The 25,179-nt window shown below is 41.3% G+C and carries 20 protein-coding genes and 3 pseudogenes; 5 read left to right on the forward strand and 18 right to left on the reverse strand.

The window, feature by feature from the left end; all coding sequences use genetic code 11:
- Positions 1–137 precede the first annotated feature (137 nt).
- The 7 genes and pseudogenes from nusB to uvrA all read right to left on the reverse strand — a co-directional run bounded on the left by nusB (position 138) and on the right by uvrA (position 6,706).
- Complete coding sequence (nusB, locus tag ABPH35_RS03390) at positions 138–569, reverse strand: transcription antitermination factor NusB (RefSeq protein WP_349989103.1); 432 nt, start codon at positions 567–569, stop codon at positions 138–140.
- Positions 559–951, reverse strand: a complete 393-nt coding sequence (locus tag ABPH35_RS03395) for an Asp23/Gls24 family envelope stress response protein (RefSeq protein WP_349989104.1) — start codon at positions 949–951, stop codon at positions 559–561. The genes nusB and ABPH35_RS03395 overlap by 11 nt, the downstream gene beginning before the upstream one ends.
- A gap of 27 nt (positions 952–978) precedes the next feature.
- Positions 979–1,539: an elongation factor P gene (gene efp / locus ABPH35_RS03400; RefSeq protein WP_349989105.1), complete on the reverse strand. Its 561-nt coding sequence runs from the start codon at positions 1,537–1,539 to the stop codon at positions 979–981.
- Between the two features lie 63 nt (positions 1,540–1,602).
- A complete protein-coding gene (locus tag ABPH35_RS03405) occupies positions 1,603–2,664 on the reverse strand; it encodes a M24 family metallopeptidase (protein WP_349989106.1) in 1,062 nt (353 codons plus the stop codon).
- A 516-nt stretch (positions 2,665–3,180) separates the two neighbouring features.
- The gene (locus ABPH35_RS03410) at positions 3,181–3,495 is read right to left on the reverse strand and encodes a hypothetical protein (protein WP_349989107.1); all 315 of its coding nucleotides are present in this window, start codon (positions 3,493–3,495) and stop codon (positions 3,181–3,183) included.
- 20 nt (positions 3,496–3,515) lie between these two features.
- Positions 3,516–3,803, reverse strand: a pseudogene (locus tag ABPH35_RS03415) (MazG-like family protein).
- A gap of 68 nt (positions 3,804–3,871) precedes the next feature.
- Positions 3,872–6,706, reverse strand: coding sequence for an excinuclease ABC subunit UvrA (gene uvrA, locus ABPH35_RS03420; protein ID WP_349989109.1), 2,835 nt, complete (start codon positions 6,704–6,706; stop codon positions 3,872–3,874).
- Between the two features lie 124 nt (positions 6,707–6,830).
- Between uvrA and ABPH35_RS03425 the strand changes: the two genes are divergently transcribed.
- Both ABPH35_RS03425 and ABPH35_RS03430 read left to right on the forward strand, forming a co-directional pair.
- Positions 6,831–7,775, forward strand: a complete 945-nt coding sequence (locus ABPH35_RS03425) for a magnesium transporter CorA family protein (RefSeq protein WP_349989110.1) — start codon at positions 6,831–6,833, stop codon at positions 7,773–7,775.
- 18 nt (positions 7,776–7,793) lie between these two features.
- Positions 7,794–8,447, forward strand: a complete 654-nt coding sequence (locus ABPH35_RS03430; RefSeq protein ID WP_349989112.1) for a DUF1129 domain-containing protein — start codon at positions 7,794–7,796, stop codon at positions 8,445–8,447.
- 82 nt (positions 8,448–8,529) lie between these two features.
- On the opposite strand, the gene ABPH35_RS03435 is transcribed toward ABPH35_RS03430, so the two are convergent.
- Positions 8,530–9,588, reverse strand: a complete 1,059-nt coding sequence (locus ABPH35_RS03435) for a glycerate kinase family protein (RefSeq protein ID WP_349989113.1) — start codon at positions 9,586–9,588, stop codon at positions 8,530–8,532.
- Between the two features lie 396 nt (positions 9,589–9,984).
- Between ABPH35_RS03435 and ABPH35_RS03440 the strand changes: the two are divergent.
- The 3 genes and pseudogenes from ABPH35_RS03440 to ABPH35_RS03450 form a co-directional block, all read left to right on the forward strand.
- Positions 9,985–10,452, forward strand: a pseudogene (locus tag ABPH35_RS03440) (restriction endonuclease subunit S); the annotation flags it as partial.
- Positions 10,453–10,605: 153 nt separating this feature from the next.
- Positions 10,606–11,814 (forward strand): ATP-binding protein, encoded by a 1,209-nt coding sequence (locus ABPH35_RS03445; protein ID WP_349989120.1) that lies wholly within the window; start codon positions 10,606–10,608, stop codon positions 11,812–11,814.
- A 98-nt stretch (positions 11,815–11,912) separates the two neighbouring features.
- Entirely contained in the window at positions 11,913–12,437 is a 525-nt protein-coding gene (locus ABPH35_RS03450; RefSeq protein WP_368849597.1) for a restriction endonuclease subunit S, read from the forward strand.
- Here the strand turns inward: ABPH35_RS03450 and ABPH35_RS03455 are convergent.
- The 10 genes and pseudogenes from ABPH35_RS03455 to rlmB form a co-directional block, all read right to left on the reverse strand.
- On the reverse strand, positions 12,434–13,357 hold the full coding sequence (locus ABPH35_RS03455) for a site-specific integrase (RefSeq protein ID WP_349989115.1): 924 nt from the start codon (positions 13,355–13,357) through the stop codon (positions 12,434–12,436). The genes ABPH35_RS03450 and ABPH35_RS03455 overlap by 4 nt on opposite strands.
- Positions 13,358–13,372: 15 nt before the next feature.
- Positions 13,373–13,870 (reverse strand): annotated as a pseudogene (locus ABPH35_RS03460) (restriction endonuclease subunit S); the annotation flags it as partial.
- 189 nt (positions 13,871–14,059) lie between these two features.
- Entirely contained in the window at positions 14,060–17,176 is a 3,117-nt protein-coding gene (locus ABPH35_RS03465) for a type I restriction endonuclease subunit R (protein WP_349989117.1), read from the reverse strand.
- A 55-nt stretch (positions 17,177–17,231) separates the two neighbouring features.
- Positions 17,232–18,491 carry a restriction endonuclease subunit S gene (locus ABPH35_RS03470; protein ID WP_368849598.1) on the reverse strand — a complete coding sequence of 420 codons (1,260 nt, stop codon included), beginning with the start codon at positions 18,489–18,491 and terminating at the stop codon, positions 17,232–17,234.
- Complete coding sequence (locus tag ABPH35_RS03475; protein ID WP_368849599.1) at positions 18,488–21,055, reverse strand: type I restriction-modification system subunit M; 2,568 nt, start codon at positions 21,053–21,055, stop codon at positions 18,488–18,490. Before ABPH35_RS03475 ends, ABPH35_RS03470 begins: the two co-directional genes overlap by 4 nt.
- A 233-nt stretch (positions 21,056–21,288) precedes the next feature.
- The gene (rpsI, locus tag ABPH35_RS03480; RefSeq protein WP_067086676.1) at positions 21,289–21,681 is read right to left on the reverse strand and encodes a 30S ribosomal protein S9; all 393 of its coding nucleotides are present in this window, start codon (positions 21,679–21,681) and stop codon (positions 21,289–21,291) included.
- Positions 21,682–21,700: 19 nt separating this feature from the next.
- Positions 21,701–22,147 (reverse strand): 50S ribosomal protein L13, encoded by a 447-nt coding sequence (gene rplM / locus ABPH35_RS03485; protein ID WP_067086679.1) that lies wholly within the window; start codon positions 22,145–22,147, stop codon positions 21,701–21,703.
- Positions 22,148–22,343: 196 nt separating this feature from the next.
- Positions 22,344–23,237 (reverse strand): DUF7916 family protein, encoded by an 894-nt coding sequence (locus tag ABPH35_RS03490; RefSeq protein ID WP_349989473.1) that lies wholly within the window; start codon positions 23,235–23,237, stop codon positions 22,344–22,346.
- Between the two features lie 49 nt (positions 23,238–23,286).
- The gene (locus ABPH35_RS03495; protein ID WP_349989474.1) at positions 23,287–24,150 is read right to left on the reverse strand and encodes a DegV family protein; all 864 of its coding nucleotides are present in this window, start codon (positions 24,148–24,150) and stop codon (positions 23,287–23,289) included.
- Between the two features lie 287 nt (positions 24,151–24,437).
- A complete protein-coding gene (gene rlmB / locus ABPH35_RS03500; protein WP_349989475.1) occupies positions 24,438–25,175 on the reverse strand; it encodes a 23S rRNA (guanosine(2251)-2'-O)-methyltransferase RlmB in 738 nt (245 codons plus the stop codon).
- Positions 25,176–25,179 lie beyond the last annotated feature (4 nt).

The raw sequence follows: 25,179 nt of genomic DNA on the forward strand, positions 1-25,179 counted from the left end.
TTATATTCTGGTTGTTCTTTATGAAGCATAGCTCTTATCCTCCTCATATGAGATACTTTCATTATACTCCTATTTATAAAGAAAAGCCCTTAGAAAATGAATTCTATGGACTTTGTCTTCAATCTGAAAGAAGCCACTTAGGCTTCTTCTTTTCTGATAAACTGACTTAAGACACCGTTGATGAATTTTGCAGAGGCAGGGTCTGAAAATTCTTTGGCCAGTTCAATCGCTTCGTTGACGGCTACACGATCTGGTGTTTCTTCAAAATACAAGATTTCAAAGAGCCCCAAACGCATAATATTTTTATCAATCAAGGTCAAGCGATCCAAGGTCCAACCTGCTTTCAAACGTGGCGCCAATTGAACATCAATCTCATCTTGTACATCTGCGACTCCTGTCACCAGATTTAGCAGAAAGAGCGGAATTTCCACTTCTTGCTCGTCTTCATGGTCATAAAGATAGGCAAATTGGGCCGCTTGGACAGGTTCCTGCCCAAACTCCAAGGATACAATCGCCTGAAGCGCACATTGACGCAAATAATGCCGTGATTCGTTTTGCTTATTCTTCATCTAAGAAGTCCTCACCAAACAAGTCCTTTAAGTCTGGTTTTGGTGTTTTATCTGGCACGATACCATCCACATGAATATTCACTGTCTTCACTGTGACATCCGCATAGTTTGCAACAGCTGTTTTGACCGCACGTTGAATATTCATCGATACTGTCGGTACATTCACACCATATTCCAAATAGACATAGATATCTGCCGTCACTTCGCCCGCTTCATCTGTTTGGAGATAGACTCCACGATTTAAGGCTGTCTTTGATAATCCATCTCTTACACTTTTGTTATGAAGAGAATGCACACCCTCTACCTTTGCAGAAGCAATTCCTGTAATCACTTCTAACACGCGAGGCGCAATCACAATTTCACCTACATTTTCTTTTGTCATGAGAAATCCTTTCTAAGAGGAATGCGATTAAGCACGTGATACGTATGTTCCCTCTGCTGTGTTGATCACCAATTTTTGACCAGCTTCGATGAAATCTGGTACGTTCACCACAAGTCCTGTTTCCATTGTCGCAGGTTTTCCTGAACCAGTAACTGTCGCACCCTTGATAGAAGGTTGTGTTTCAGCAACGACCAATTCAACCGTAGTTGGAACAGTCACACCAATCACTTCTGTTCCGTAAAACTGAATTTTCACTTCTGAATTTTCAAGAATGTAGAGCAATTCTTCTTTGACACTTGCTACTGGAATTTCATATTGATCAAAGGATTCTGTATCCATGAAGTAAGCTGTATCATCCATTTGGTAAAGGTAGGTTGCCACGCGTGTTTCAATAATGGCTTGCTCAAATTTTTCATCTGGACGGTAAGTTGTGTCAAAAGTTGAACCTGTACGAACATCGCGCAATTTCATACGCATGATGGTATTTCCTTTACCTGGTTTGTGGTGGCTCGCATCCAATACTCGGAGAAGTTTCCCGTCTGGTGTAATAAATGTCATACCTGCTCTTAATTTACTTGCATCAATCATGTTTATGATTACCTCTTCATTATTTTATTATTCGTTTTATTCTATCACAAATTGGCTGATTTCTCAAATAACAATCAATTCTTTTGGTGCTAGGGTCAAGATTTTACAACCTGTTTCTGTAATCAAGAGATCATCCTCAATCCGGACACCATATTTACCTTCCAAATAAATCCCTGGCTCATCGGTCAAGACCATACCAGCTTGAATCTTGTCTGTTGCAGTTTGTCTAAAGTAAGGAATTTCATGGACATCAAGCCCCATACCATGACCAATCCCATGTGTAAAGTACGGTCCATAGCCAGCCGCTTCAATCACCCGACGAGGAACTCCGTCAAATTCACGGTATTCCATGCCAGCCTTAGCTGCTGTAATTAGGGCTTGGTTAGCCTCCAAAACAGTCTGGTAAATTTCTGCCTCTTCATCACTGACAGAGCCGATGTAGATAGTCCGGGTCATATCGCTCACGTAATGGTTGTAGATACAGCCAAAATCAAGGGTCAAAGCATCACCAGCTTCGATGACCTTCTCGGACGCACGTCCGTGCGGCATAGCAGAGCGATAACCAGATGCGGCAATGGTATCAAAGGATACGGCCTCAGACCCCAGTTCCCGCATGCGAAAATCAAGGAAATTAGCCACTTCAAGTTCCGTTTTACCTGGTTTGATAAAGTCCAGAGCGTCTAAAAAGGCTTGATCAGAAATCTGGCAGGCATGTTGAATAGTCGCAATCTCGGTCTCATCCTTAATCATCCGCAAATTCATCACCATATCTGTCGTAGGCACCAAGTGCATACCCTCAAAAACAGCTTGCATAGCTCGATAATAAGCCACAGACACCTCATCTTCAAAGGCTAATTCATTCACCTTGCTATCTTTTAAGATTGTCGCAACAACAGAAAGGGCATCTCGGTCTGATACCACCTCAAAATCCTTGACCACAGACTGAGCATAGGTGATATAGCGATCATCGGTGATTAACACTTGCCGTTCCGCTGTGATTAGCACTGTTCCAGCCGATCCCCAGAAACCTGTCAGATAGTAAATATTCTTCAAATTCGTGATGAGGAGGGCAGGCAGCTCCTGAGCAAGCAGTTCATTGCGTAGCTTTGTTAATCGTTGTTCCATCTTCTATCTCCTTAGAGTTGTTTAGTATCATTGTAACATAAAATTATGGAAATTGGAGTAGCACAACCGTCCTTCGTTCACAGAAAACTAGTCCGCAGACTGCTTACGAGCAAAAAGCAGAGGCTCAGTCAGCACTGAACCTCCATGAGAGTGTATCATCTAGGGAAATAAGGATAAAGGCAACATTTTTATTTTTCAGCTATTTTGCCTAAAAGGTGGATCGCAAGCCATTGAGATAGGACAATACTAGTAAACATCACCAGAAAGAACTGATCAACAGCACTCGTATTTTTCGCTAAAGTAAGAGCTGAAAATGGAGATAGCAAATAGAGAATGATTTGTAGCCATGTTATAGTCCGTTTGTTCATCATCTGAGTACCTAACTTTCTAGTGAAATTTCCCGAAATAATCAGCCACTGGTTGTTTTTCAAGCTGTCTGATCAAACTTGATATCAATCTAATAATACTATAAAAAAATAGTTCGTCAACTAAAACGCTGCTATTACGCCTACCTCTTCACTGGTTCTCAGACTGGGAATTTGTATCTTTGTCCTCATCTTTCCCTCTCATTAGAAGGTAGATAAAATAAATCGGAGCAATGACATACAAACCTAGATAGATCAAACGTAAAAAAACAGCTGGAAGTTTCCATTTCCTATCCCCTTCAAAGCAGTCTAAAACAAAGGAAAAACAAATGGTAGCCACTAGAAAATAGAGGGTGAACAGTATCTTAGGAAAGGTCAAAAATGACTCCTCAAACATCATGATATACACGAATAAAAACATGCAGCCAACAATAAATGCAATACTATCAAATCTTAATTTCTTCATACGACCACCAAACCAATGCTCTAGTCTGTTTCATCTTTCAACGATTTTGTGCCATCTCTATGATACACCCTTTTCTCGTTAATAGCCATTTTTTTCAATATTTCTTCAGATAGGTCTACTCCCAGCATCTCTGAGATACCAAGCAAATAAATAGCACTATCAGCCAATTCTTCTGCCATATTTTCTTGGTCACCCTTTAAATAGTTCTGCTATTTCACCATGTAATAATAGAAGTTCAAATTGGATGTCTGTCGTATTAACTTATTTTGAATGACACCTTTTTGTAGCTCCGATACATCGACCTTCATCTCGATTCCCCCTTTTCATACACCTACCAATCTGATTCAGTACCTATCTGCAATGATCAGATATAGTCCTAAGATCTTGGATACAACTTCCCTCTCAAATACTGGCCTGTATAGCTAGCTTCGTTTACAGCGACTTCTTCTGGTGTGCCCGTTGCGATAATCATACCGCCACCAACACCGCCTTCTGGTCCTAGGTCAATGATGTGATCCGCAGTCTTAATCACATCAAGATTATGCTCGATGACCAGTACGGTATTTCCATCATCGACGAAGCGTGCCAAAACTTTTAATAACTGGGCAATATCTTCTGTATGCAAACCAGTCGTTGGTTCATCCAAGATATACAAGGATTTACCCGTTGAGCGCTTGTGGAGTTCACTGGCTAGCTTCATCCGCTGGGCTTCTCCTCCTGAGAGAGTTGTCGCTGGTTGCCCCAGAGTAACATAGCCTAGACCGACATCTTGGATGGTCCGCAATTTCCGCTCAATTTTTGGAATATGCTTGAAAAACTCAACTGCATCATTAACTGTCATATCAAGGACTTCAGCGATATTTTTTTCCTTGTAGTGGACTTCAAGGGTCTCTGAATTGTACCTGCGGCCATGGCAGACCTCACACGGAACAAAGACATCTGGCAAGAAATGCATCTCAATCTTGATGATTCCGTCTCCCGAGCAGGCCTCACAACGGCCACCTTTCACATTGAATGAAAACCGCCCCTTCTTATAGCCACGAATCTTGGCTTCATTGGTCTGGGCAAACAGGTCACGAATATCATCAAACACACCTGTATAGGTTGCAGGATTGGAACGCGGGGTACGACCAATCGGACTCTGGTCAATATCAATCAAGCGATCCAAGTGTTCAATTCCCGAAATGGATTTGAATTTTCCTGGCTTTTCTGAATTGCGATTGATTTTTTGTGCAATAGCCTTTTTCAAGATAGAATTGACCAAGGTTGACTTGCCAGAACCTGATACACCCGTGACAGCAACAAACTTGCCAAGCGGAATCCGTGCGGTCACCTGTTGGAGATTGTTTTCAGAGGCTCCTGTTACCTCGATAAAACGACCATTTCCAATTCTCCGCTCCAAAGGTACGGGAATTTCACGTTTCCCAGATAGGTATTGGCCTGTGATTGATTTTTTGTTTTTAGCAACTTGGCTTGGTGTGCCCGAAGCGACAATTTCCCCACCAAAGACACCTGCACCCGGTCCAATATCAATCAGATAATCGGCTGCTCGCATGGTATCCTCATCATGCTCCACCACAATCAGCGTATTGCCCAAATCCCGCATTTTCTTAAGACTAGCAATCAAGCGATCATTGTCTCGCTGGTGAAGTCCGATTGACGGTTCATCTAAAATATACAAGACACCGCTCAAGTTTGATCCAATCTGAGTTGCCAACCTTATCCGCTGACTTTCTCCACCTGACAAGGTTCCAGCTGACCGTGATAAGGTCAGATAGTTCAGTCCAACATTGTTCAAGAAAGTCAAGCGATCCTTAATTTCCTTGACAATCGGTGTCGCAATCGTCGCTTCATTGGCAGAAAGTTGCAAGTGCGATACGACTTCCAAGTGATCAGCTACAGATAGTTCCGACAATTCTCCGATGTGCAACCCCTGTTCACCGCCTACACGAACAGATAGGGCCTGATCATTCAAGCGATAGCCGTGGCAGGTCGCACAGGTCAGCTCATTCATATAAGTCCGCATAACTTGACGCGTGTAGTCACTGTTGGTTTCACGATAGCGCCTGCTGATATTGCTAATCAAGCCTTCAAATGGAATGTCAATATCTCGTACACCACCAAATTCATTCTCATAATGAAAATGGAATTCCTTCCCATCTGAACCATGGAAAATCAAGTCTTTCTCTTCAGCAGATAGGTCCTCAAACGGCGTATCCATATCGACACCAAACTGGGTCATAGCTTGCTCTAACATCTGAGGGTAATAATTAGATGAAATCGGATTCCAAGGCGCCAAAGCCCCCTCACGCAAGGTCTTTTGCCGGTCTGGCACAATTAAATCTTCATCTACTTCCAACTTCATTCCGAGACCGTCACAATCGTTACAAGAGCCAAACGGCGCGTTGAAAGAAAAGAGGCGCGGCTCTAATTCTGGCACAGTAAAGCCACAAACTGGACAGGCATAATACTCTGAATAAAGCATTTCATTGTCATCCATGGTATCAATGATGACATAGCCTTCCGCAATGCGCAGAGCTGCCTCAATCGAGTCAAACAAACGAGAACGCACTCCGTCCTTAATCACAATCCGGTCCACAACAACTTCAATAGTATGCTGCTTGCTCTTTGACAATTCAGGAACTTCCGTCACATCGTGGATTTCCCCATCCACACGCACACGAACGTAACCATCCTTTTGAATTTTTTCAAAAATCGCCTTATGCTGCCCTTTTTTCTTGCGGATAATCGGTGCTAGAATTTGCAAGCGCTGGGGCTCTGGTAACTCCAGTACCTCATCGACAATCTGCTCCACAGACGAAGCTGAAATCGCCCCGTGGCCATTGATACAGTAAGGCGTTCCCACCCGTGCATAGAGCAAACGCAGATAATCATTGATTTCTGTCACCGTTCCAACGGTCGAACGTGGGTTTTTAGATGTTGTCTTTTGGTCAATTGAAATAGCAGGACTCAAACCGTCAATGGAATCTACATCCGGCTTGTCCATATTGCCCAAAAACTGCCGAGCATAGGCAGACAAGCTCTCCACATAGCGACGTTGTCCTTCTGCATAAAGCGTATCAAAGGCTAGACTTGATTTCCCAGACCCAGACAGTCCTGTTACCACCACTAATTTATCACGTGGAATCGTCACATCAATATTTTTCAAATTATGAGCACGCGCCCCATGAATTTCAATCTTATCTTTCATTCTTTCTTCCTTCTAAAATATCTCATATTATACCATATTTTTGGAAAAACTTTTCCGCTAGAGCGCTTTTTTTGATATAATAAGGGGTGCGCTTAACGCAATAAAAAACTGAGGAGGATTTGAAATGAAACAGATATTTCGTTCTACATTAACAAATTTAGAAGAAATCCAAACCTTTGAACCAGGGGCTTGGATTAACTTGGTCAACCCCTCCCAGGAAGAATCAGTCAAACTAGCTGAACAATTTAATATTGACATTACCGACCTACGGGCTCCTCTCGACGTAGAAGAATCCTCTCGTATTACCGTAGAAGATGACTACACCTTGATTATCGTAGACGTTCCGACCTATGAGGAGCGGAACAACAAAAGCTACCACATCACCTTGCCGCTCGGTATCATTGTCACCAATGATGCTGTTATCACTACCTGCGTGCAACCCCTTGCCCTATTTGACTTTTTCTTTAATCAACGCATTAAGAATTTTTATACTTTTATGAAGACCCGCTTTGTCTTCCAATTGCTCTATCGGAACGCTGAACTCTTCATCACGGCCCTTCGGTCCATTGATCGACAGACAGACCGCATTAGTGCTCATATCGACCGAGCAACAAAAAACGAGCAAGTTATCGACATGATGGAGTTGGAAAAATCTATCGTCTACTTAAAAGCCTCACTGAAACTCAATGAACGGGTGGTCAAAAAACTAGCAATCAGAAACAGTACCTTGAAGAAGTACGAAGAAGATGAAGACTTGTTGGAAGATACCTTGATTGAAACCCAGCAGGCGCTTGAGATGGCGGACATCTACGGCAATGTCTTATATGCTATGACCGAAACTTCTGCCGCAATTATTTCCAACAACCAAAACACGATTATGAAAACCTTGGCACTCATGACCATGGCACTCGATATACCAACTGTTATTTTCTCGGCCTATGGTATGAATGTCCCCGAATCAGGTATGCCCTTCGGTGGACATCCCAACGCCTTTTGGATCATCGCCTTTATCTCAGCCTGCTTCAGCGCGATTGTCGTCATCAACTTTTTACGAAAAAAATGGTTCTAACCACACAAGGAGAGTATTATGTCATTTACTGAAATCAAAGAATTAACCAAAAAAAATCAAGAATTTATCCACATTGCAACCAATCACTTGATGCAAGCTGGAAAATCCGATGCCGAAATCAAAGAATTACTCGAAGAAATCATTCCTGTGATACTTGAAAAGCAAAAGACAGGCGTAACCGCCCGTAGTATCTATGGGGCTCCAAGCGAGTGGGCAGCGAGCAAAACTGCGAATCCTGACGAAGCAAACAAACCCGAACTCAACGAAAATCCTTGGCTCATGTGGCTCGATTCTAGCCTTCTACTCCTTGCTATCATCGGTCTGGTCAACGGTTCCATGAACTCCTTTGGAGTTGGGGCAACCTATGGCATCATTACCCTCTTGCTAATCGGCTTTGGAGTTGGGGCAGGTATGTACATGATGTACCACTTCGTTTACCGCGACCAAGTCAAGACTGGTCAACGACCTAGCCTAATCAAAGCTCTTGGATTCCTAGTCTTAGCAACCCTTGCCTGGAGTTTTGTCTTCTTCCTTGCAGCGCTCATTCCAAGCTCTATCAATCCGACGGTGACACCGACAGTTGCTATCATCTTAGGGGCAGTAGCCTTTGGTATCCGTCATCTGCTCAAGAAAAAATACAACATTCGCAATGCTATGCAGCCGATGCCCTAATCTATCTGTCTTTATGAGCAATCCCCAAGAAGAGTCATCTTCTTGGGGATTTTCTGTAATTCCTACTTGACTTTATAAACTTTTAGTTTGCTGATCTTTCTAAAAATCGACTTCGGAGGATATTTTTTACCACAAAGCGAATATTCTCTAGTGTAACTTCTTTCTTCATAGCCTGTTCAAGAGGATAAATGCCTGTCTGAATCGAATAGGTCGCTAAAAAGTAGTCGTCAAATACCTCCATATCTGTCACTACACTACCGCAGATAGCGATTGTCGGCACACCTACAGAACAGGCTAAAGCAGCTACACCTACAGGTACTTTACCATTGAGACTTTGACTGTCCAAGCGCCCCTCACCCGTAATAACCAAATCTGCCCCTTGTATGGCTTGATCTAGTCCAATTGCTTGCGCTACAAATGGAAAACCTGCTGTGAGCTCTCCGCCCAAGACCACAAGCGCACCTCCTAAACCGCCAGCAGCACCCGTTCCTGAAATAGCCTGTAAATCAATTCCCAACTCCTCTTTCACCCTCTGCACAAAAGCAAGAGCTGCTTGATCCATCGCTTCTACCTGTGTTTGATTTGCTCCTTTTTGCGGGCCAAAGACCCGCGCATAGCCCTCTTGCCCTGCGTAGCGATTTTTCACATCTGTGAGACCAATAAGACTGACGGCTCGCAAGCACGCTTTGTCCTCTTCTGTCAAACTAGCAAGTAGCCCCTGACCACCGTCTGAAGTCCCTGTCCCACCAAGCGTGACAACAATTTCTTGACAGGAACGACTCAAAGCATCCCGCATCATAGCCCCCAAGCCAAAACTGGTCGCCACCTCTGCGGTGGCTGGTGTCGGAGTTATCTTATCAATGCCGACCACCGATGCCGCCTCGATAAAGGCTGTCTGCCCAGACAGAAAATAGGAAGCCTCAATCGGACGCTCCAGCAAATCAACGGTCGAAACAGAGACAAACTCCCCGTCAAGTGCCTCAGCCAGTGCCGCCAAAGTCCCCTCACCGCCGTCTCCAATCGCAAATATTGCCACCTCAACTTCTGGCAAGACCTGCTCAACCGCCGCTCTTACCGCTTGATTCACCTCCGCAGACGCCGCCGAACCTTTAAATGAATCGATTGCACTCACTATTTTCATGTCGTTACCTCGCTAGCTATACACTTCTTATACCACTTTACTACTATTATAGCAGAGTCTATAGGTGTAGGTATATAGATATTGGAAATAGTAAAGAGGATATGGGATAAAATTCCCTCGTTTCTATTTCAGACACCACGCATCCACTAATCCTGTTAATACTCAGTTCATTTCAAAAATAACTTTTTTGATCTTTTCTTAAGTAGTGCAGACGGAAGCAACCTCCCTCGGAGTTTCATTCCTAATTTTTTAGCCTAGGTCTCAAAAATTCCATTATTTCAAGCTCACTTCGTTCGCTCTAAGTTGCGGAATTTTATTTTGCTATTCGATACATCTTGTTTTTTTTATTTTGGATGAGTATAACCATACTATTAACATGCTGCTTGGGAACAGCGGAAGTTGGGGGAAATCTGCCAAGTAACTATGGGACAATCTCCAAACGGTTCTACATATAGTGAGATACCGACTGACTACATTTTGGTTCAGGGAAATGCTGACTTAAAGGATGGATGGGTTTTTCCAAGATTTTGGACAACGCAAAAAACGAAAATAGCAGATGTTGGCGACCTAATCATGAGTGTTCGTGCTCCTGCTGGAGCTATGGGAAAAACCTCTTATAATGTGGTTTTAGGGCGAGGGGTCGCTGGAATAAAAGGAAATGAATTTATATATCAGTCCCTTGTAAAAATGGATTCCAATGGTTATTGGAAAAAACTTGCAGCTGGGTCAACATTTGAATCTATTAACTCAGATGATGTTAATGGAGTGAAGCTCATGGTGCCACAAGATATAGCTGAACAAAAGAAAATCGGTGCATACTTTACAAATCTCGACCGCCTCATCACCCTTCATCAGCGTAAGTTAGATAAGCTAAAAAAAGCCTACTTTCTGTACAGACCGCAAAACATTTTAGATATTATTTTTAAAAAAATGAAAAAAATATACAAAATAATCCGTTATTTCCAAATATTTGAAAATAATGTATACTTAGGTTATACTATATCTGAGGTGACTATTATGAACTATATTCAAAGACCGTTTTATTTAGAGTTTCTTAGAAGGCATCGCGATCGTCAAATTATCAAGGTAGTGACTGGTGTCCGACGTGCAGGTAAGTCTGTTCTTTTCCAACTTTTTAAAGAGGAGCTACTAAAAGAAGGAATAGAAGAGAAACAAATCATATCCATCAATTTTGAGGATTTGCGTTTTTACGACTTACGTGACTTTAGGACGTTATATACTTACATAACAGATTTATTGGTGGAAGACAAAACATACTATATCTTTTTAGACGAAATCCAACACGTTGAGCAATTTGAGCTAGTAGCAGATAGTTTGTTTATTTCTCAAAATGTAGACCTTTATTTGACAGGGTCAAATGCATATTTTATGAGCAGTCAGTTAGCAACAAATTTGACAGGTCGATATGTTGAAATAGAGATTCTCCCCTTATCATTTGAGGAATATCTATCTGGTCAAAATTTCCCAGAACACAAGAACAGGATGGAATCTTTTGACGATTATCTATTTAGTGCGTTTCCTTATTTGCTTCAAACATCGTCTTACGCTGAAAAAATTGACTATCTAAGGGGAATATACAATTCTATACTCTTAAATGATATTGTTACGCGATTAGGGAATCCAAATCCTACTGTAATTGAGCGCATTGTACGGACTCTTCTCAGTAGTGTAGGAAGCCTAGTATCAACTAATAAAATCCGTAATACCCTCATTAGCCAAGGCGTTTCATTATCCCACGCTACTTTGGAAAATTATTTAACGACGTTGACCGATGGCTTACTTTTCTATGCCGTGCCACGTTTTGATGTAAAAGGCAGAGCCTTGCTACAACGTTTGGAAAAGTATTATCCCGTTGATTTAGGATTCCGCCGTCTCTTACTACCAGATCACAAAGAAGATATAGGTCATATGTTGGAAAATATTGTTTATCTGGAGTTGAGACGTAGATACCCTCATGTTTATGTTGGGAATATAGACAAATACGAAGTTGATTTTGTCGTTGTAACTGATTTTGGTCACTACGCTTATTATCAAGTAAGCGAAACAACACTTGCTCCAGAAACATTGGCAAGAGAGCTTCGACCATTAGAAGCCATTAAAGATCAATTCCCAAAATATCTTTTGACAATGGACACCATTCAGCCATCTGCAAATTATAATGGAATCGAGAAGAAAAACATTATAAATTGGTTACTAGAAAGATAAGAACTAGGAATTCAAGAACATCATACAATCTAAATATGATTTCTAGTAGCAATACTGACGCTTGAGAGAGAAAAAGCGTCGAAAGTTGGAGGTGTTATATGGCAAAACGATTAGAGTCTAAACGCCGCTTTAAAACGTTCAAAAATGCTGCTTGGGAACAGCGGAAGGCAAAAGAACTGTGTAATATAGGTACGGGAAAAAGCGATACACAAGACCAAGTTGAAGATGGAATATATCCGTTTTACATAAGGTCTGATATTCCTGTTAGTAGCAATAAGTATCTCTATGATTGCGAAGCGGTTATAACAATCGGTGATGGTAACATTGGCAAAGTATTTCACTATGTAAATGGCAAGTTTGATTTGCACCAAAGATGTTATAAAATGACTGATTTCCAAGATATTTGGGGTAAATATTTTTACTATTTTTTTTCAACACGATTTTATGACCGTGCTATGAAAATGACTGCTAAAGCTACAGTTGATTCTGTTCGACTTGAAATGATTTCTGAAATGGATATTTGGAAGCCGATAAAAATATCCGAACAAAAGACGATAGCCGAGTTTTTCTCCACCCTCGACTCCCTCATCACCCTTCATCAGCGTAAGCCTTCTTTATCTTAGCTCAAGCCTGACAGGTAACGCATAACCAAGTCGTTATCCTGATTTTCAAGCTCAGTGATGACATGCATATAAACCTTTTGAGTTGTAGTAATAGAAGAATGCCCTAGTCGCCTAGATACACTTGCAATAGACACTCCTGCATACATTAGAAGTGAAGCATGAGTATGCCTCAATCCGTGTATTGATATAACTGGCACTCCCACATTTTTGCAATGTTTCTCCAACCATTTATTTGGTGTTGAATTACAAATTGGACCATTTACAAAAATAGGCATATCTTCTGGGATGTCTTTTATCAATTGCTGAAATTGCATGCTTAATTGCCAATCAATCTGGACTTTCCGTATAGAAGATTTATTTTTTGTTGGTAAAAATCCACCTTTACCTTTGTAATCCCATGTTTTCGTGACCGATATGTTTTGTTGTACAAAATTGAAATCGGATGGGGTTAGTCCAAGAGCTTCCGAAAATCGTAATCCTGTCTTGGCAATCAGTAATATTAACCAATCCCAATTGATCTGCAGTTCTAAATTCAAGTCAGCTAGGACGCTGTGTAAATCAAATTGGTTCAAATACTTAACTTTCTTTATTCTAGGTGCCTTACCTTTAAAAATAACTTTTCTTGTCGGATCTCTATCAACTAACCCTTCATCTACCGCATCTAGTACTGCTCCTTTAATCTGATGGTGGAAATCAATAACCGTTTGCCTCTCGTGCGTTTGTGCATATTGATTTAATATTTGCTGGTAAACTGTACGATCTAATTCACATAATTTCAGATTCGGCACAATCGCTTTTAGGTGCTGGTAATTGTTCCGATATTTTTCAAGCGTAACAGGACGAACGGCACCCTCTTTAAATAATTTTGTCCATTGTTGAAAATAGTCATGTACTAACGTTTCTCTTGTAATTTTATTCATATATACCCCTTCTTGTTATGGCTTACGCTGATGAAGGGTGATGAGGGAGTCGAGTCGAGCAAAGTATTGACCGATTTTCTCTTGCTCATCCAAACACGGTACTTTGAATTCCATTTTTGAAAACATATAACCCGTAATTTGGTTGATAGTTGCTCCCATATTTATCGCAATCTGTTCTTCAAATCTTGGCGTGTTAAGTAGAGCATTTGTGAATTCAGGACATTCTGAACGAATGCCTGCCATAAACGCTCCAATTACCGTGTTGGGCAAGAAAGTCTTTATTTGTGCGTGTTTCCCGATGAGTGAACGAGAACCATTACGCACTACGACAACTATATCGCCAACTTTGACATTCTCAGAATTTACGACTTGTGAATTCACATAGACATTATCTGCATCTACAATTTCACCATTGCTCACATTTGATGAACGAAGCACAAGTGTTCCGTTTTCTCGAACATCATTAGGGGTATACGTCAATCCTGAGAAAAACTCAACGAACTCAGGTAACTTCCGCTGTTCCCAAGCAGCAGTATTTTGAACGTTTTAAAACGGCGTTTGGGTACTAATCGTTTTGCCATATAACACCTCCAACTTCCGCCGATTTTTTCCTGTATCTCGAAAATCGCAGAAAACCTCCACAGGAGATTTTCTCTCCTAAGCGTAATCAAAAAGACCAAGAACTTTCTTGATCTCCTTTGTTTATTTGTACTTTTGTTTGGTTTCCAGCATCCACTGGGGTAGGATTTTATTCAATTCCATGTTGAGTAGTAATTTCTTCCCAGAAAATTGATTGGTGGCACTAGCTGGATCAAGCGTCAGCATGATTTCAGATTTATAAGGAATCTCATCTGCTTTGTTCAGTTCAAATTCTTTCAATGATTTTTGCAGTAAGTTACTATCAATTCCCCATTCCGTAGCAAACTGCTGAATTACTTTAAATTGTCGCTCATCTTGCCATTTCTTAAAGGATTCATCAAAGTCCAGTGTTGCTGGAAGATGACCTGTGACGAGTTCCTCATTGATAAACGTTTTCAAAGCCTCAGCTAGTTCATCTTCACCCATATTACTCAACTCTTGAATTTGCTCTAAAATTAAGACTAAATTCCCATCATTGATGACCATATACCCATCTTTATTTTGTGTTTTTTCACCAATCAGCATCAATAGACTTTGGGCATTGATAATTTGAGAACCTTGTAATTTTGTACGCCCTACTAATGGACTAATCTCCTCAGAATCTGGCCCGATTTCGCGGGGGAACAAGTTTTTATAGGCGCCGATATATTGTAACCACGCGTGCTCTGTCATCCCGAATTGATCATCATCCCAAGAAAATTCATAGTACTGTTCTACACGGTTTAATTGTTTTACCGTCTCTTTAAAAGCCTTTTTAAACCCTTCTTTCCCTTCCTCATCAAACTGAAGTTGAAGCCAATCCGTTGGATTTTGCAATGCTGCAATCAATCCATCAACACATTGCCGTAACAGCCTTACAGCATCTTCGTATCTTTCAACAAGGACACGACTACTTTGACCGCCACTACCATATAGTTTCAAAGCGGCATTAACGGTTTCTTCTGTTATGCGTGGATATTGGAAGTTGATAATCGTTCCAAATTCTTTGGAAGAGCCGAATACACGATTGGTTCGTGAATAAGCTTGAATCAGCCCTTGTAATTCCAGTCGTCTATCTACATAAAGCGTATTCAAACGCTTGGCATCATAGCCGGTTAATAGCTGATCTGCGACAATGATGATGTCAATATTTTTAGGATTTCTTCCGCTACCTCCTCGTTTAAAGCGGTCTGTCACATCCTCAAAATAGGCTTTTTCTCCCTTTTCCTTATCGCCAGGTAAAAATGCAATTCCAGTCATCTCAGCATAATCTGAAAATAGTTCATCTACAACTTCTCTTGCTACGTTATCTGGGTCATTTTCATTGCCAAAACTAAAGGTCATGGCAACGTGTGGTCGGTGTTCACCGTTTTGGTATTTTTCAGCAATCTGCTTTTTAAACTCATGGTAATAGGCAATCACTCGTTCTTTATAAGCAACAGTCAGCATGGCGTTGAACTCACCGTTTTGTGATTGCTCCTGCCAGCTAGAGAGGATCTCCTCCACCACTCGTGGAATATGCGTTTTATCTTGGTAGACTAATAGGCCTTCTTTAAGCGCATTTTTTTCTACCTCTAATTCTGACCACTGAGCAACTTGCCGCTGAATGGCTTTTTCTCCAAGTTCTGGTTTCTGTCGGATAAAATGTTCAATCAGTTGCTCACGCAAATCTTCGTAACTTCTAAATTCTCCTGTATTGATGTAATCAACATGGAAACCTAATACGTTGCCATCTGCAATCGCCTCATCGATCGTGTATTGATGCAGTAGAGGACCAAATAATTTTTCGGTCGTATTGATGACCTCGCTACGCTCATTGATTTTTCCTTTGACGTTATTTTCATCAAAGAGAGGGGTCCCCGTAAATCCAAAGAATAAGCCGTTTTTAAGAAAATACTCTCTAATCATTCCCATCATATCTCCCATAGTCGTGCGATGGGCTTCATCAATGATAAAAAGAATTTTTTTGTCTGCTAGGCTAGTATCTTGTGCAGCGATTAAGTCTTTGACTAAAAAACTTAATTTGAAAGTCGTTGTCACCACAATCCCACTCTTAGCAGAGGTAAGCTGTTGTCGTAACTGATAGGTACTCTTCGTATCATCCACATTCACTGATTCGTAGGCCGCATAGGCTTTAAAGGCCTTAGAGGTCTGCTCATCCAGATCTTTGCGATCCAGTAAAAAGACAACCTTATCAAATTCTGTTCGTGTCGATAAAAATTGAGCCGTTTTAAAACTCGTGATTGTTTTTCCAGAACCAGTCGTATGCCAGACAAATCCTCCATGTGGAATTTTATCTGGATTATCCCAGCCGAAAGCTGCTTTTTCAACAGCTTGAAGAGCATAGACCTGATAGGGCCGCATCAGCATGTGCCGACGATTTTCCTCATTCACTGGGTCTTCATCAATAATGAGATAATCACCAACCATTTGATGGGCCATTGGAACCATCAGTAAATGTTCAATCACATCACGATAGTCTGTTAATACACGTTGCCCCAAAGGCTTACCATCTTGATCTGTTTGAGTGACAGACCAATGAAAAACAAAAGAGGGATTAAAATCATTGATTGATTTTGGTGTAGCGAAATAGCGTGTTTCAATCTCTGAAGTCGCAATCATCATTTGCGAAAAGGCCATAAAGTTATTGGTATAGTCCCCATCACGATAATAACGGATAAATTGACCAATGGCTTCATCCAAGGTAACGTCGCTTCTTTTTTGTTCAATATTGATTAGGGGTAAACCGTTGATAAGGAGAACAAGGTCAAAGCGGTTCCCATTTTCTGACCACACTTCCCGAGCAACTTGATAGCTAGAATCACCACCGCTCACTTGCGCTTTTTTCAAGATTGTCAAGGTAATTTGCGAACGTGTCACGGATGGATGAGAATCACGGTAAATACCGTCTATTTTCCCTGTGGAACCCTCCATCGATAATATTTTGGCGGCTTCATAGCTATTTCCGATCTGTTTGACCTTTGACATCACTTGGGCAAATTCTGCATCCGTAAGGGGAACACCTTCCAACATATCTGCGTTAATCCGATTCAATTCCTGTCTCCAGTTGTTCACCAAATCTTGAACAGTTACTTTCTGTAAATTTCCATTCAGTTTATCCGGTGCTTGCCATTTATATTTTGTTAGCTCTACCACAAAATTTTCCTGAAAGGCCTTCTCAGAAGCATTTTTATCTCTCATATACCTGTTGTGTCCTTTCTATTCCAAATTTCTGTCTACTTGACTCACGCTGAAATCAAACGAATAGTTCATTTAAGTAGGCTTTTTTCAAATCTTTTAGCTTATCCAATTTACGCTGATGAAGGGTGATGAGGGAGTCGAGGGCAAAGAAGAATGTGCCGATTTGAGTTTGTTCTTCAAAATTTGGTAATCGTAAATCGAAGTCAGATAATGCCTCTTTAGTTATTGTTTTTATTGTTCCTCCCGGAGCTTTGAGTGCCTCTTCAACAAACTTCTGCTTAATAATATAAGCCCAAAATACGTTATCTATATCTATTTTGTATTTTTCAAAAATCAAAATCGTTCTATCTATAAATGCTCCATATTGTATGATAGCAACACGTCCAATACTTCCCTGTAAGGTAACTAAAACTGATCCTTTCTCAGCAAAAACACTTAATGGTTGAGCAAGAAGACTTATCTTTTGTTTTGTATCTTTAACTAAGCACATTGAATCAGCCACATCAGCAACTTGTACGAACGGCTTAGCATATTCACCACCATACCATTCACTTTTTCCATAAGGTTGAGGAAACGAACCACGCCTATAACTAGCCACTTCCCCCAACTTCCGCTGTTCCCAAGCGTCCGTAAATCCTGGAAAACGGCGTTTTGGCTCACGCTCTCCTTCAGCAGGGAATAATTCCGACAAATAGGCTTTTTTGACATTTTTTAGCTTATCTAACTTACGCTGATGAAGGGTGATGAGATTATCTAGGTTAGCAAAATATTGCCCAATTCTTTTTTGTTCCTCCAATGTTGAAGGGATAGGAATGTCTATGCTTGATAAATTTCCTCGGCTTATTCGTTGCCTTGTTCCACCGCCAAGAAATGAATTTACCACCTTGAAATACATCGGTGTAGTTAGATATTGAACTAGGTATTTACTATCGAATTCTTTGGCTGTTCTGATGATAGTGCAATCTACTGCTGTAATCATACGAGTGCCTAAATTTGGCATAATACAGGCTCTTCCAGCAGGTTCCGGAAGTCGTGAAATCAGAATATCTCCTTCATATATTTCCTCACAATGAAGTTTTTCAAAAGTATCTTCCGAAATCCATTTTTTGTTATTTTCTTTATCCAGGTATTCGGCGGTCCCAACATTTCCAGTTTGTACTAACCTTACTCCAGAATTACTTTGATCCTTTGCTTCAATCCAGTCGCCATCTGTGAATAATTCGCAAAGCGCTTCCAACTTCCGCTGTTCCCAAGCTTCAGCATTTTTGAACGTTTTAAAGCGGCGTTTGGGTATTTTCTTAGTTATTTTTGTCATGATAGCACCACCAATTCATTCATTAAGGCTTCTAGTTCTTTCTCTAGCTTGGCAATTTCAGCGTCCATGTCATCTAATGTTTCACCGTAGCGCTTGTTCAACTCATCAATAATAGCAATCTCAGCCTTAAGAGGGGTTTCAACCAGTCCTACAGCCTTATTGACAACAGTACCAAACCATTTTTTGTATAAAAGTTGGTCTATTTCTTCATCTGTTAATTGCTCAATGCGGTCAGATACCAATTCTTTCAACTCCTGCTCTTTTACCTTGATGGTTTTGTTAATGGTCGCTTTTTCCTTCGTATTCTCCACAACTTTTTTCAAAAGAGCATATTCAGCAGATGTTTGCTCCACTTGCTTCAAGGATTGATTCAACAGTTTATTGTCAAAGCTATCTTGTGGCTCTCCTTCATCATTTTTCTTAATAGCATCAAAGAGAGCGGTGTATTCTTCGCTGTCTTCTACCTTAGCTGCTTCAACCAACTCACTTAATTCACTTTCGATTTCTACTAATCTAGATTTTAAGTCTTCAATTTCTGACTGCTCACTTGCGAAAAGTTCACTAGCAATTAGACGATTTGGAATGATGGCACCATTCCATCCATCTTGTATCTTGTCTTTATTTTTCCCTTTTGTAACCATGTTTGGTTCACGTGTGCGACCAGCTGTATAGTAACCCAATTGTTCAATGAGTTCTGCATCGTGTGTTAATGTTTCTGTCCAGATTTCTGCCATGATTTGATACCCTTCATAAATATCAACCAATTCAAATTCAGCAAGACGTGTCTTAATGTCTGTCAACATCTCTTTTTTCAACATACGTGTATTCGTATCTGGATTCAGTTGGTGTAGCCCGTTCCAATACACTTCCACATACTCTAATATGACTTTTTTTATCTCCTCAGATACTGTTAAAACTGCAGGGTGGGAAAAAATATCCTTGGTAAATTCTTCTATGGATTTTTTTAATTTTAAATAGCCGGGCGATTTCTCTGTAAAAGCTTGTTTCAGCACATCAGGCAATAGTTGATTTAATACGTTTAATGACGTGATGTTTTTTTCTGGAATACCGCCATACAGGTGAGCATCTACATCATGTGGAATTTCTTCATCAATAGCTGCCACATAACGTGGGATATTCATATTATAGTCATTTTGAATTAACTCTTGACGGGTTGCTAAATGACTGTACCCCTTCTCTTCCAAACGATTTTGGTAGACATCGACAATTTTGGCAATGTCTTTTTCTTGAAGCGCATTTTGCTTACCGGATTTGATAAAGTTTTTGGAGGCATCGATAAAGAGGACAGGCTCATTTAACTCCCTATTCTTCTTCAAAATAATGATACAAACAGGAATCCCTGTGTTGGTAAAGAGATTACTCGGAAGCCCAATCACCGCATCAATTTGATTTTTCTCTAACAGACGCTTACGAATTTCACCCTCTGCCGCTCCACGGAACAGCACGCCATGCGGCAAAACGATGGCCATCGTCCCTGTTGTTGATAAGTGATATAAACCATGCAATAAAAAGGCATAATCCCCTTTTGAATCCGGTGGTAGTACACCTGCAAGTTCAAAACGTGGATCACTTGGTTTCAAGCCAGAGCGATTCCAATTTTTAACAGAATAAGGTGGGTTCATCACCACTGCATCAAATTGCACACCCTCATTTGGTCTTTCTGGATCTTCTGGCCAGTCGTGTGAGAGTGTATCGCCATTTTTTACGGTCATTTTCTCTGGACGAGCGCCATGCAATAAAAGGTTCATCCGTGTCAGGTTATACGTGGCTGTGTTTTTTTCCTGACCATAATACCTTAACCTTTTCTGTTGTTCATCTGGCAGATGTTTCTTAACCGTTAACAACAGCGAACCTGAACCAACCGTTGGGTCATAGATCGACGAGATACCATCATTCGTAGCAACTATTTGTGCCATCACTTCACTGACCTGACGAGGTGTATAGAACTCTCCTGCTTTTTTTCCTGATTCCATGGCAAACTGACCAATCAGGTATTCGTAGGCATCTCCTAGTACATCTCCATCTTGCAGAGCCACCATATCCAAGTCTTCAAACAAGCGAATCAGTGCTTGAATATTTTTACTACGCTCATTTAAGTTACTTCCTAGTGCTGTGTCTGATAAGTCCAATGTCGAATTGGCAAAAAGTCCCTTGAAATCATCTGACCCCTTGGATACTGCTATACTACGCTCAAATTGACTAAGACTGTCCGCAACCTTTTGTACTTCAAAATGTCCTGCGTTCATGTCCTTAATCCAAGTTTGGTAAAGATGAGTCGGACGCACATAATAGCCAACGACATCCTGAATCATCTGCTCGAGGTCTTCCCCATAGCTAGCATGTGCTTCTATATACGCATCATACCAATTATCCTCACTTGTCAAGCCAGCAGTCATGGCAAAGGTTTTGAGTGTTTGATCACTTAAAAATTTATAGAACATTAGTCCCAACATATAGTCCTTATAACGACTAGCATCCATGGAACCACGTAATTCATTTGCTCCATTCCATAGACGTAACTTTATCTCTTCTGATGTAATCATAGCAACTTAACCTCATTTCATTAGACCGTTTCCTTACAGAATCGTCATCAAACATTTTCACTATTCATTATATCATAGCCAACTCAAAAAAGAATGCGCTAAATGAAAATCTGAAAGAATAAATGGTGGGAATTTGGTGGCAATTTTGGTGGCAATTTTTCCAAAAATGCACCAAAAAACACTCCATAGTGGCAACCATGAAGTGTTGATAAAAGCTGATATAAAGCCGTTTCTTAACGTTTACTGAACTGGCTAGCTTTACGTGCTTTCTTAAGACCTGGTTTCTTACGTTCTACCATACGAGCGTCACGTGTGAGAAGGCCAGCGCGTTTAAGAGAGTCGCGGAAGTCTGGGTCTACTTGAAGAAGGGCACGAGCGATACCATGACGGATAGCTCCTGATTGACCTGCATAACCACCACCTACAACGTTTACGAAAACATCGTAGCTTCCTACTGTTGATGTAACAGCAAATGGTTGGTTAATAACCAAACGAAGGTCTGCGTGCGGGATATACTCTTCTACATCTTTTTTATTAACAGTGATTTTACCAGTTCCTGGAACAAGGCGAACGCGTGCAACAGCGTTTTTACGACGTCCAGTACCTGCATATTGTGCTTGTGACATACTTTATTTGTTCCTTTCCTTAGATAAGTCCTGAAATATCAAGAACTTCTGGTTGTTGTGCAGCGTGGTTGTGCTCAGAACCAACGAATACTTTCAGTTTCATCCCTTGAGCGCGTCCAAGAGTGTTGTGCGGAAGCATTCCTTTAACTGATTTTTCAATCAAACGAACTGCATTTTTTGAACGAAGTTCACCAGCAGTGATTGATTTCAATCCACCTGGATACATTGAGTGAGTGTAGTAAACTTTATCCGTTGCTTTTTTACCAGTCAATTTCACTTTTTCAGCATTGATAACGATTACGAAGTCACCTGTATCAGTGTGTGGTGTAAATGTTGGTTTGTTTTTTCCACGAAGAACGCTTGCTACAACTGCTGAAAGGCGTCCAAGAGGCACATCAGTAGCATCTACTACATACCATTTGCGTTCAACTTCACCTGGCTTAGCCATGTATGTTGTTTTGTTCATGATTTCTCCTATATGAATGTCGTTTTTGTTTACAGGGCGGATGTTCCGGTCCGCAAGTTATTTGAAGGGTTCCGGGGCCTTTCAAATGGGGTAAACAATACCGTCTACCATTATATCAAAAGAAAAGAGAGAAAGTCAAGCCTAACTACTCTCTTTTTTCTTGAATTTTTTTGCCCTATTTCAATAAAAGCGATTGTTAACGAAGAATGGACTGTCCCATTCGGAAGTAGGTGTGGCGCTTTCCTCTGACGGCTAGGCTTAAGGCTAAGATATTTTCTGGATCTGGCATGCGACCGTATCCTCCATCTCCAATATGATGAATGTCTGAACCCACGCGCTTATTGCTAAGGCCAAACTCACGCACTGTCTGACTATCTGCACTTTCTTGACTGGTGCCAATTGTCGACATCACCAAAGCACCAGCTTGTTTAATGCGCTCAATGATTGGTGCCACTACATCTTCTCGGACACCTGGAACTGTTCCCACCGCCGGAATCAAGACACCATCTGCTCCTGCTGCGACAAAATCCAGTAAAGCTACTTCGTTGACCACCGTTTCACCTAATCCTGCCCCGTGCATTTTCCCTGCAAAAATCAAACCATCAAAGTGCTCTACTGCAAGACGAATAGCAAACTCAATGGCAGCTAAAGACACACCTGTTGATGGATTGCCTGTCAGCATGATAAAGTCAATTCCAAGTTCATTCGCCCTCTGCAAACTAGCAGAACTGACCTTACGACCTGGAGAAAGGTGGACCTGTTCATCCAGTACAATCTCTGTTTCGTCAACTGGCTCTAAGTTAATGCCAATAGGACGGCCTGTTAGACGTTTTAACTCTGCAATAGGATTATCACAAGTATAAAAATCCTGAATAAAACAAGTGAAAACATCAAATTCATTGAGGATCAGCAAATCACAGCCAAACGCAGACATCATTTCCGCATTTGACACACCTGCAATTAAAGGCGCTGCTGTCACGACTGTTTCCCCTAATAAAATCCGACCTTCGCTGGCCTTGATACTTTGCTTTAAGTCGGACTTCGTCATTGTCCTAACATCGCTTGCATAGGCTGATAATAAGCGCTTCATTTCTTTCTCCTTGGTAAGCGTTTTCTTTTTTCTTTCAAAGAAAAGCGTTTTACCGCTTGTCTTTGCTAATGGATAAAATAGCGATCGCCCCAGTTCCTGTGTGGCTGGCAATAATCGGTCCTAGAGGCTCTAAGATAACCTGCTCTACCTGCGGTCCTGCCAGTAAGGTGTCTTTCAGTTGCTCAGCTATTTCTATATCGCCAGTATAAGCCACCATGACACAGGAATCGTCTAGCTGTTGCAAGGTTAGGGAGAGCATTTCCTTTATCCCTTTCTTCTTACCTCTTAGCTTTGCAATTGGAACCAAACTGCCTTCTGTATCTATCGAAAGTAAGGGTTTAATATTAACCAAACCACCAATCAGAGCGGCTGCTTTTGAAAGTCTACCACCTCGTACCAAGTGCTGCAAGTCGTCCACCAACAGATAGGTCCGTAAGCGTGGTGCTAAGTCTTCAATCAATGCTACTGTTTCAGCAAGTGAGCTGCCTGCTTCCCGCGCTTGCGCTGCCTTAAGAACTAAATAGCCTTCTCCAATGGTCGCTGCCTTGGTATTGATAATTTCAATAACAGCTGTTGGGTACTCTTCTAGGACGATGTCACGCGCCATAACTGCACTTTGGTAAGTTCCTGATAAAGCGGCTGAAAATGCGAGATACAATACGGCTTCTCCTACCTGTGCAGCTTCTGTAAAAACTGCTTCAAATTGCCCCACATTGACCTGGCTAGTAGTTGGTTGGCCACCTGCTAGCATCTTTTCCAGTAACACATCGCTGGTTAAGCGATTCTCCCCAACTGTTTCATAAACGATGCCGTCTAACTCTACGGTCAAGCCCATAACGGTAAGCCCATATTGCTCGATCCACTCTAGCGGCACATCAGCCGTCGAATCTGTCATAATCTTAAATGCTACCATAAATCTCCTTTGCTGATTTCTCTTACGACCTTATACTCAGTTCATTTCTAAAAATAACTTTTTTGATATTCTCTTAAGTAGTGCGGACGGAAACAACCTCCTTCGGAGCTTCATTCCTCATTTTTGAGCCTAGGTCTCAAAAAGTCCGTTATGAGTGACAGCAACACTGTCACTCATCATACCACTACGGCAAAAATATCTTTTCAAGCTCACTTCGTTCGCTTGAAACTGCGGAATCTTATTTTGCTATTTGATACATCGTGTTATTTTTTCATTTCGAATGAGTATTATACTTTTTTGCGAAACACTTCATACATCAAGACAGCAGCTGCCACGCTGGCATTTAAACTTTGGACGTGTCCTTTCATTGGAATGGTAATCATTTCATCAACCTGCTTTTTGATATTGGCAGAAATACCCTTGCCTTCATTGCCAATGATGAGAGCGAGCTTGCCCTGTGTATTCCATTTGTGACTGGGCGTGCCATTCATATCTGTTCCAAAAATCCAGAAACCAGCTTCTTTTAATGTGTCCAAGGTCTGGCTTAGGTTTGTCACACGGGCAATCGGAACATGTGCGACCGCACCTGTCGAGGTTTTCGCAACTACTGGTGTCACACCAACCGCACGGTGTTTGGGAATAATAATCCCGGCTACCTGTGTTGCGTCTGCCGTCCGTAAGATAGACCCAAAATTATGTGGATCCGTCAGACCATCCAAAATCAGAATCAGGGGATTGGCTTCCTGCTCTGTTTTGGCTAAAATATCTCCTAGCTCTGCGTAGGCAAATGCCGACACTCGCAAGACAAATCCTTGATGAACAGCACCCGAGGTCATCTCCGACAAACTCTTCTTTGATGTCCAAGAAATCGAGACCTTTTTTTCAGTTGCTAGGGCCTTGATTTTTTCAACATTTTTTCCACGCAAATCATCCTGCAGATAGAGTTTATTGCCGACATTGGCTTCCAAACTTTCCACCACTGCATGTACGCCATATACGATATCATTTTCTTCTACTTGTTTCATAGCC

Origin of the sequence: Streptococcus handemini (assembly GCF_040984445.1) — a bacterium.
GTDB classification, from domain to species: Bacteria; Bacillota; Bacilli; order Lactobacillales; family Streptococcaceae; genus Streptococcus; species Streptococcus handemini.

What these genes read in the sequence shown, in the direction of transcription:
- ABPH35_RS03470 (WP_368849598.1), bottom strand. Translation starts at nt 18,491, where the DNA reads ATGACAAAAATAACTAAGAAAATACCCAAACGCCGCTTTAAAACGTTC.
- ABPH35_RS03465 (WP_349989117.1), bottom strand. Translation starts at nt 17,176, where the DNA reads ATGAGAGATAAAAATGCTTCTGAGAAGGCCTTTCAGGAAAATTTTGTG.
- uvrA (WP_349989109.1), bottom strand. Translation starts at nt 6,706, where the DNA reads ATGAAAGATAAGATTGAAATTCATGGGGCGCGTGCTCATAATTTGAAA.
- ABPH35_RS03435 (WP_349989113.1), bottom strand. Translation starts at nt 9,588, where the DNA reads ATGAAAATAGTGAGTGCAATCGATTCATTTAAAGGTTCGGCGGCGTCT.
- ABPH35_RS03410 (WP_349989107.1), bottom strand. Translation starts at nt 3,495, where the DNA reads ATGAAGAAATTAAGATTTGATAGTATTGCATTTATTGTTGGCTGCATG.
- efp (WP_349989105.1), bottom strand. Translation starts at nt 1,539, where the DNA reads ATGATTGATGCAAGTAAATTAAGAGCAGGTATGACATTTATTACACCA.
- ABPH35_RS03455 (WP_349989115.1), bottom strand. Translation starts at nt 13,357, where the DNA reads ATGAATAAAATTACAAGAGAAACGTTAGTACATGACTATTTTCAACAA.
- ABPH35_RS03450 (WP_368849597.1), top strand. Translation starts at nt 11,913, where the DNA reads ATGGCAAAACGATTAGAGTCTAAACGCCGCTTTAAAACGTTCAAAAAT.
- rpsI (WP_067086676.1), bottom strand. Translation starts at nt 21,681, where the DNA reads ATGTCACAAGCACAATATGCAGGTACTGGACGTCGTAAAAACGCTGTT.
- rlmB (WP_349989475.1), bottom strand. Translation starts at nt 25,175, where the DNA reads ATGAAACAAGTAGAAGAAAATGATATCGTATATGGCGTACATGCAGTG.
- ABPH35_RS03475 (WP_368849599.1), bottom strand. Translation starts at nt 21,055, where the DNA reads ATGATTACATCAGAAGAGATAAAGTTACGTCTATGGAATGGAGCAAAT.
- ABPH35_RS03490 (WP_349989473.1), bottom strand. Translation starts at nt 23,237, where the DNA reads ATGAAGCGCTTATTATCAGCCTATGCAAGCGATGTTAGGACAATGACG.
- ABPH35_RS03445 (WP_349989120.1), top strand. Translation starts at nt 10,606, where the DNA reads ATGAACTATATTCAAAGACCGTTTTATTTAGAGTTTCTTAGAAGGCAT.
- ABPH35_RS03425 (WP_349989110.1), top strand. Translation starts at nt 6,831, where the DNA reads ATGAAACAGATATTTCGTTCTACATTAACAAATTTAGAAGAAATCCAA.
- ABPH35_RS03430 (WP_349989112.1), top strand. Translation starts at nt 7,794, where the DNA reads ATGTCATTTACTGAAATCAAAGAATTAACCAAAAAAAATCAAGAATTT.
- ABPH35_RS03495 (WP_349989474.1), bottom strand. Translation starts at nt 24,150, where the DNA reads ATGGTAGCATTTAAGATTATGACAGATTCGACGGCTGATGTGCCGCTA.
- ABPH35_RS03395 (WP_349989104.1), bottom strand. Translation starts at nt 951, where the DNA reads ATGACAAAAGAAAATGTAGGTGAAATTGTGATTGCGCCTCGCGTGTTA.
- ABPH35_RS03405 (WP_349989106.1), bottom strand. Translation starts at nt 2,664, where the DNA reads ATGGAACAACGATTAACAAAGCTACGCAATGAACTGCTTGCTCAGGAG.
- nusB (WP_349989103.1), bottom strand. Translation starts at nt 569, where the DNA reads ATGAAGAATAAGCAAAACGAATCACGGCATTATTTGCGTCAATGTGCG.
- rplM (WP_067086679.1), bottom strand. Translation starts at nt 22,147, where the DNA reads ATGAACAAAACAACATACATGGCTAAGCCAGGTGAAGTTGAACGCAAA.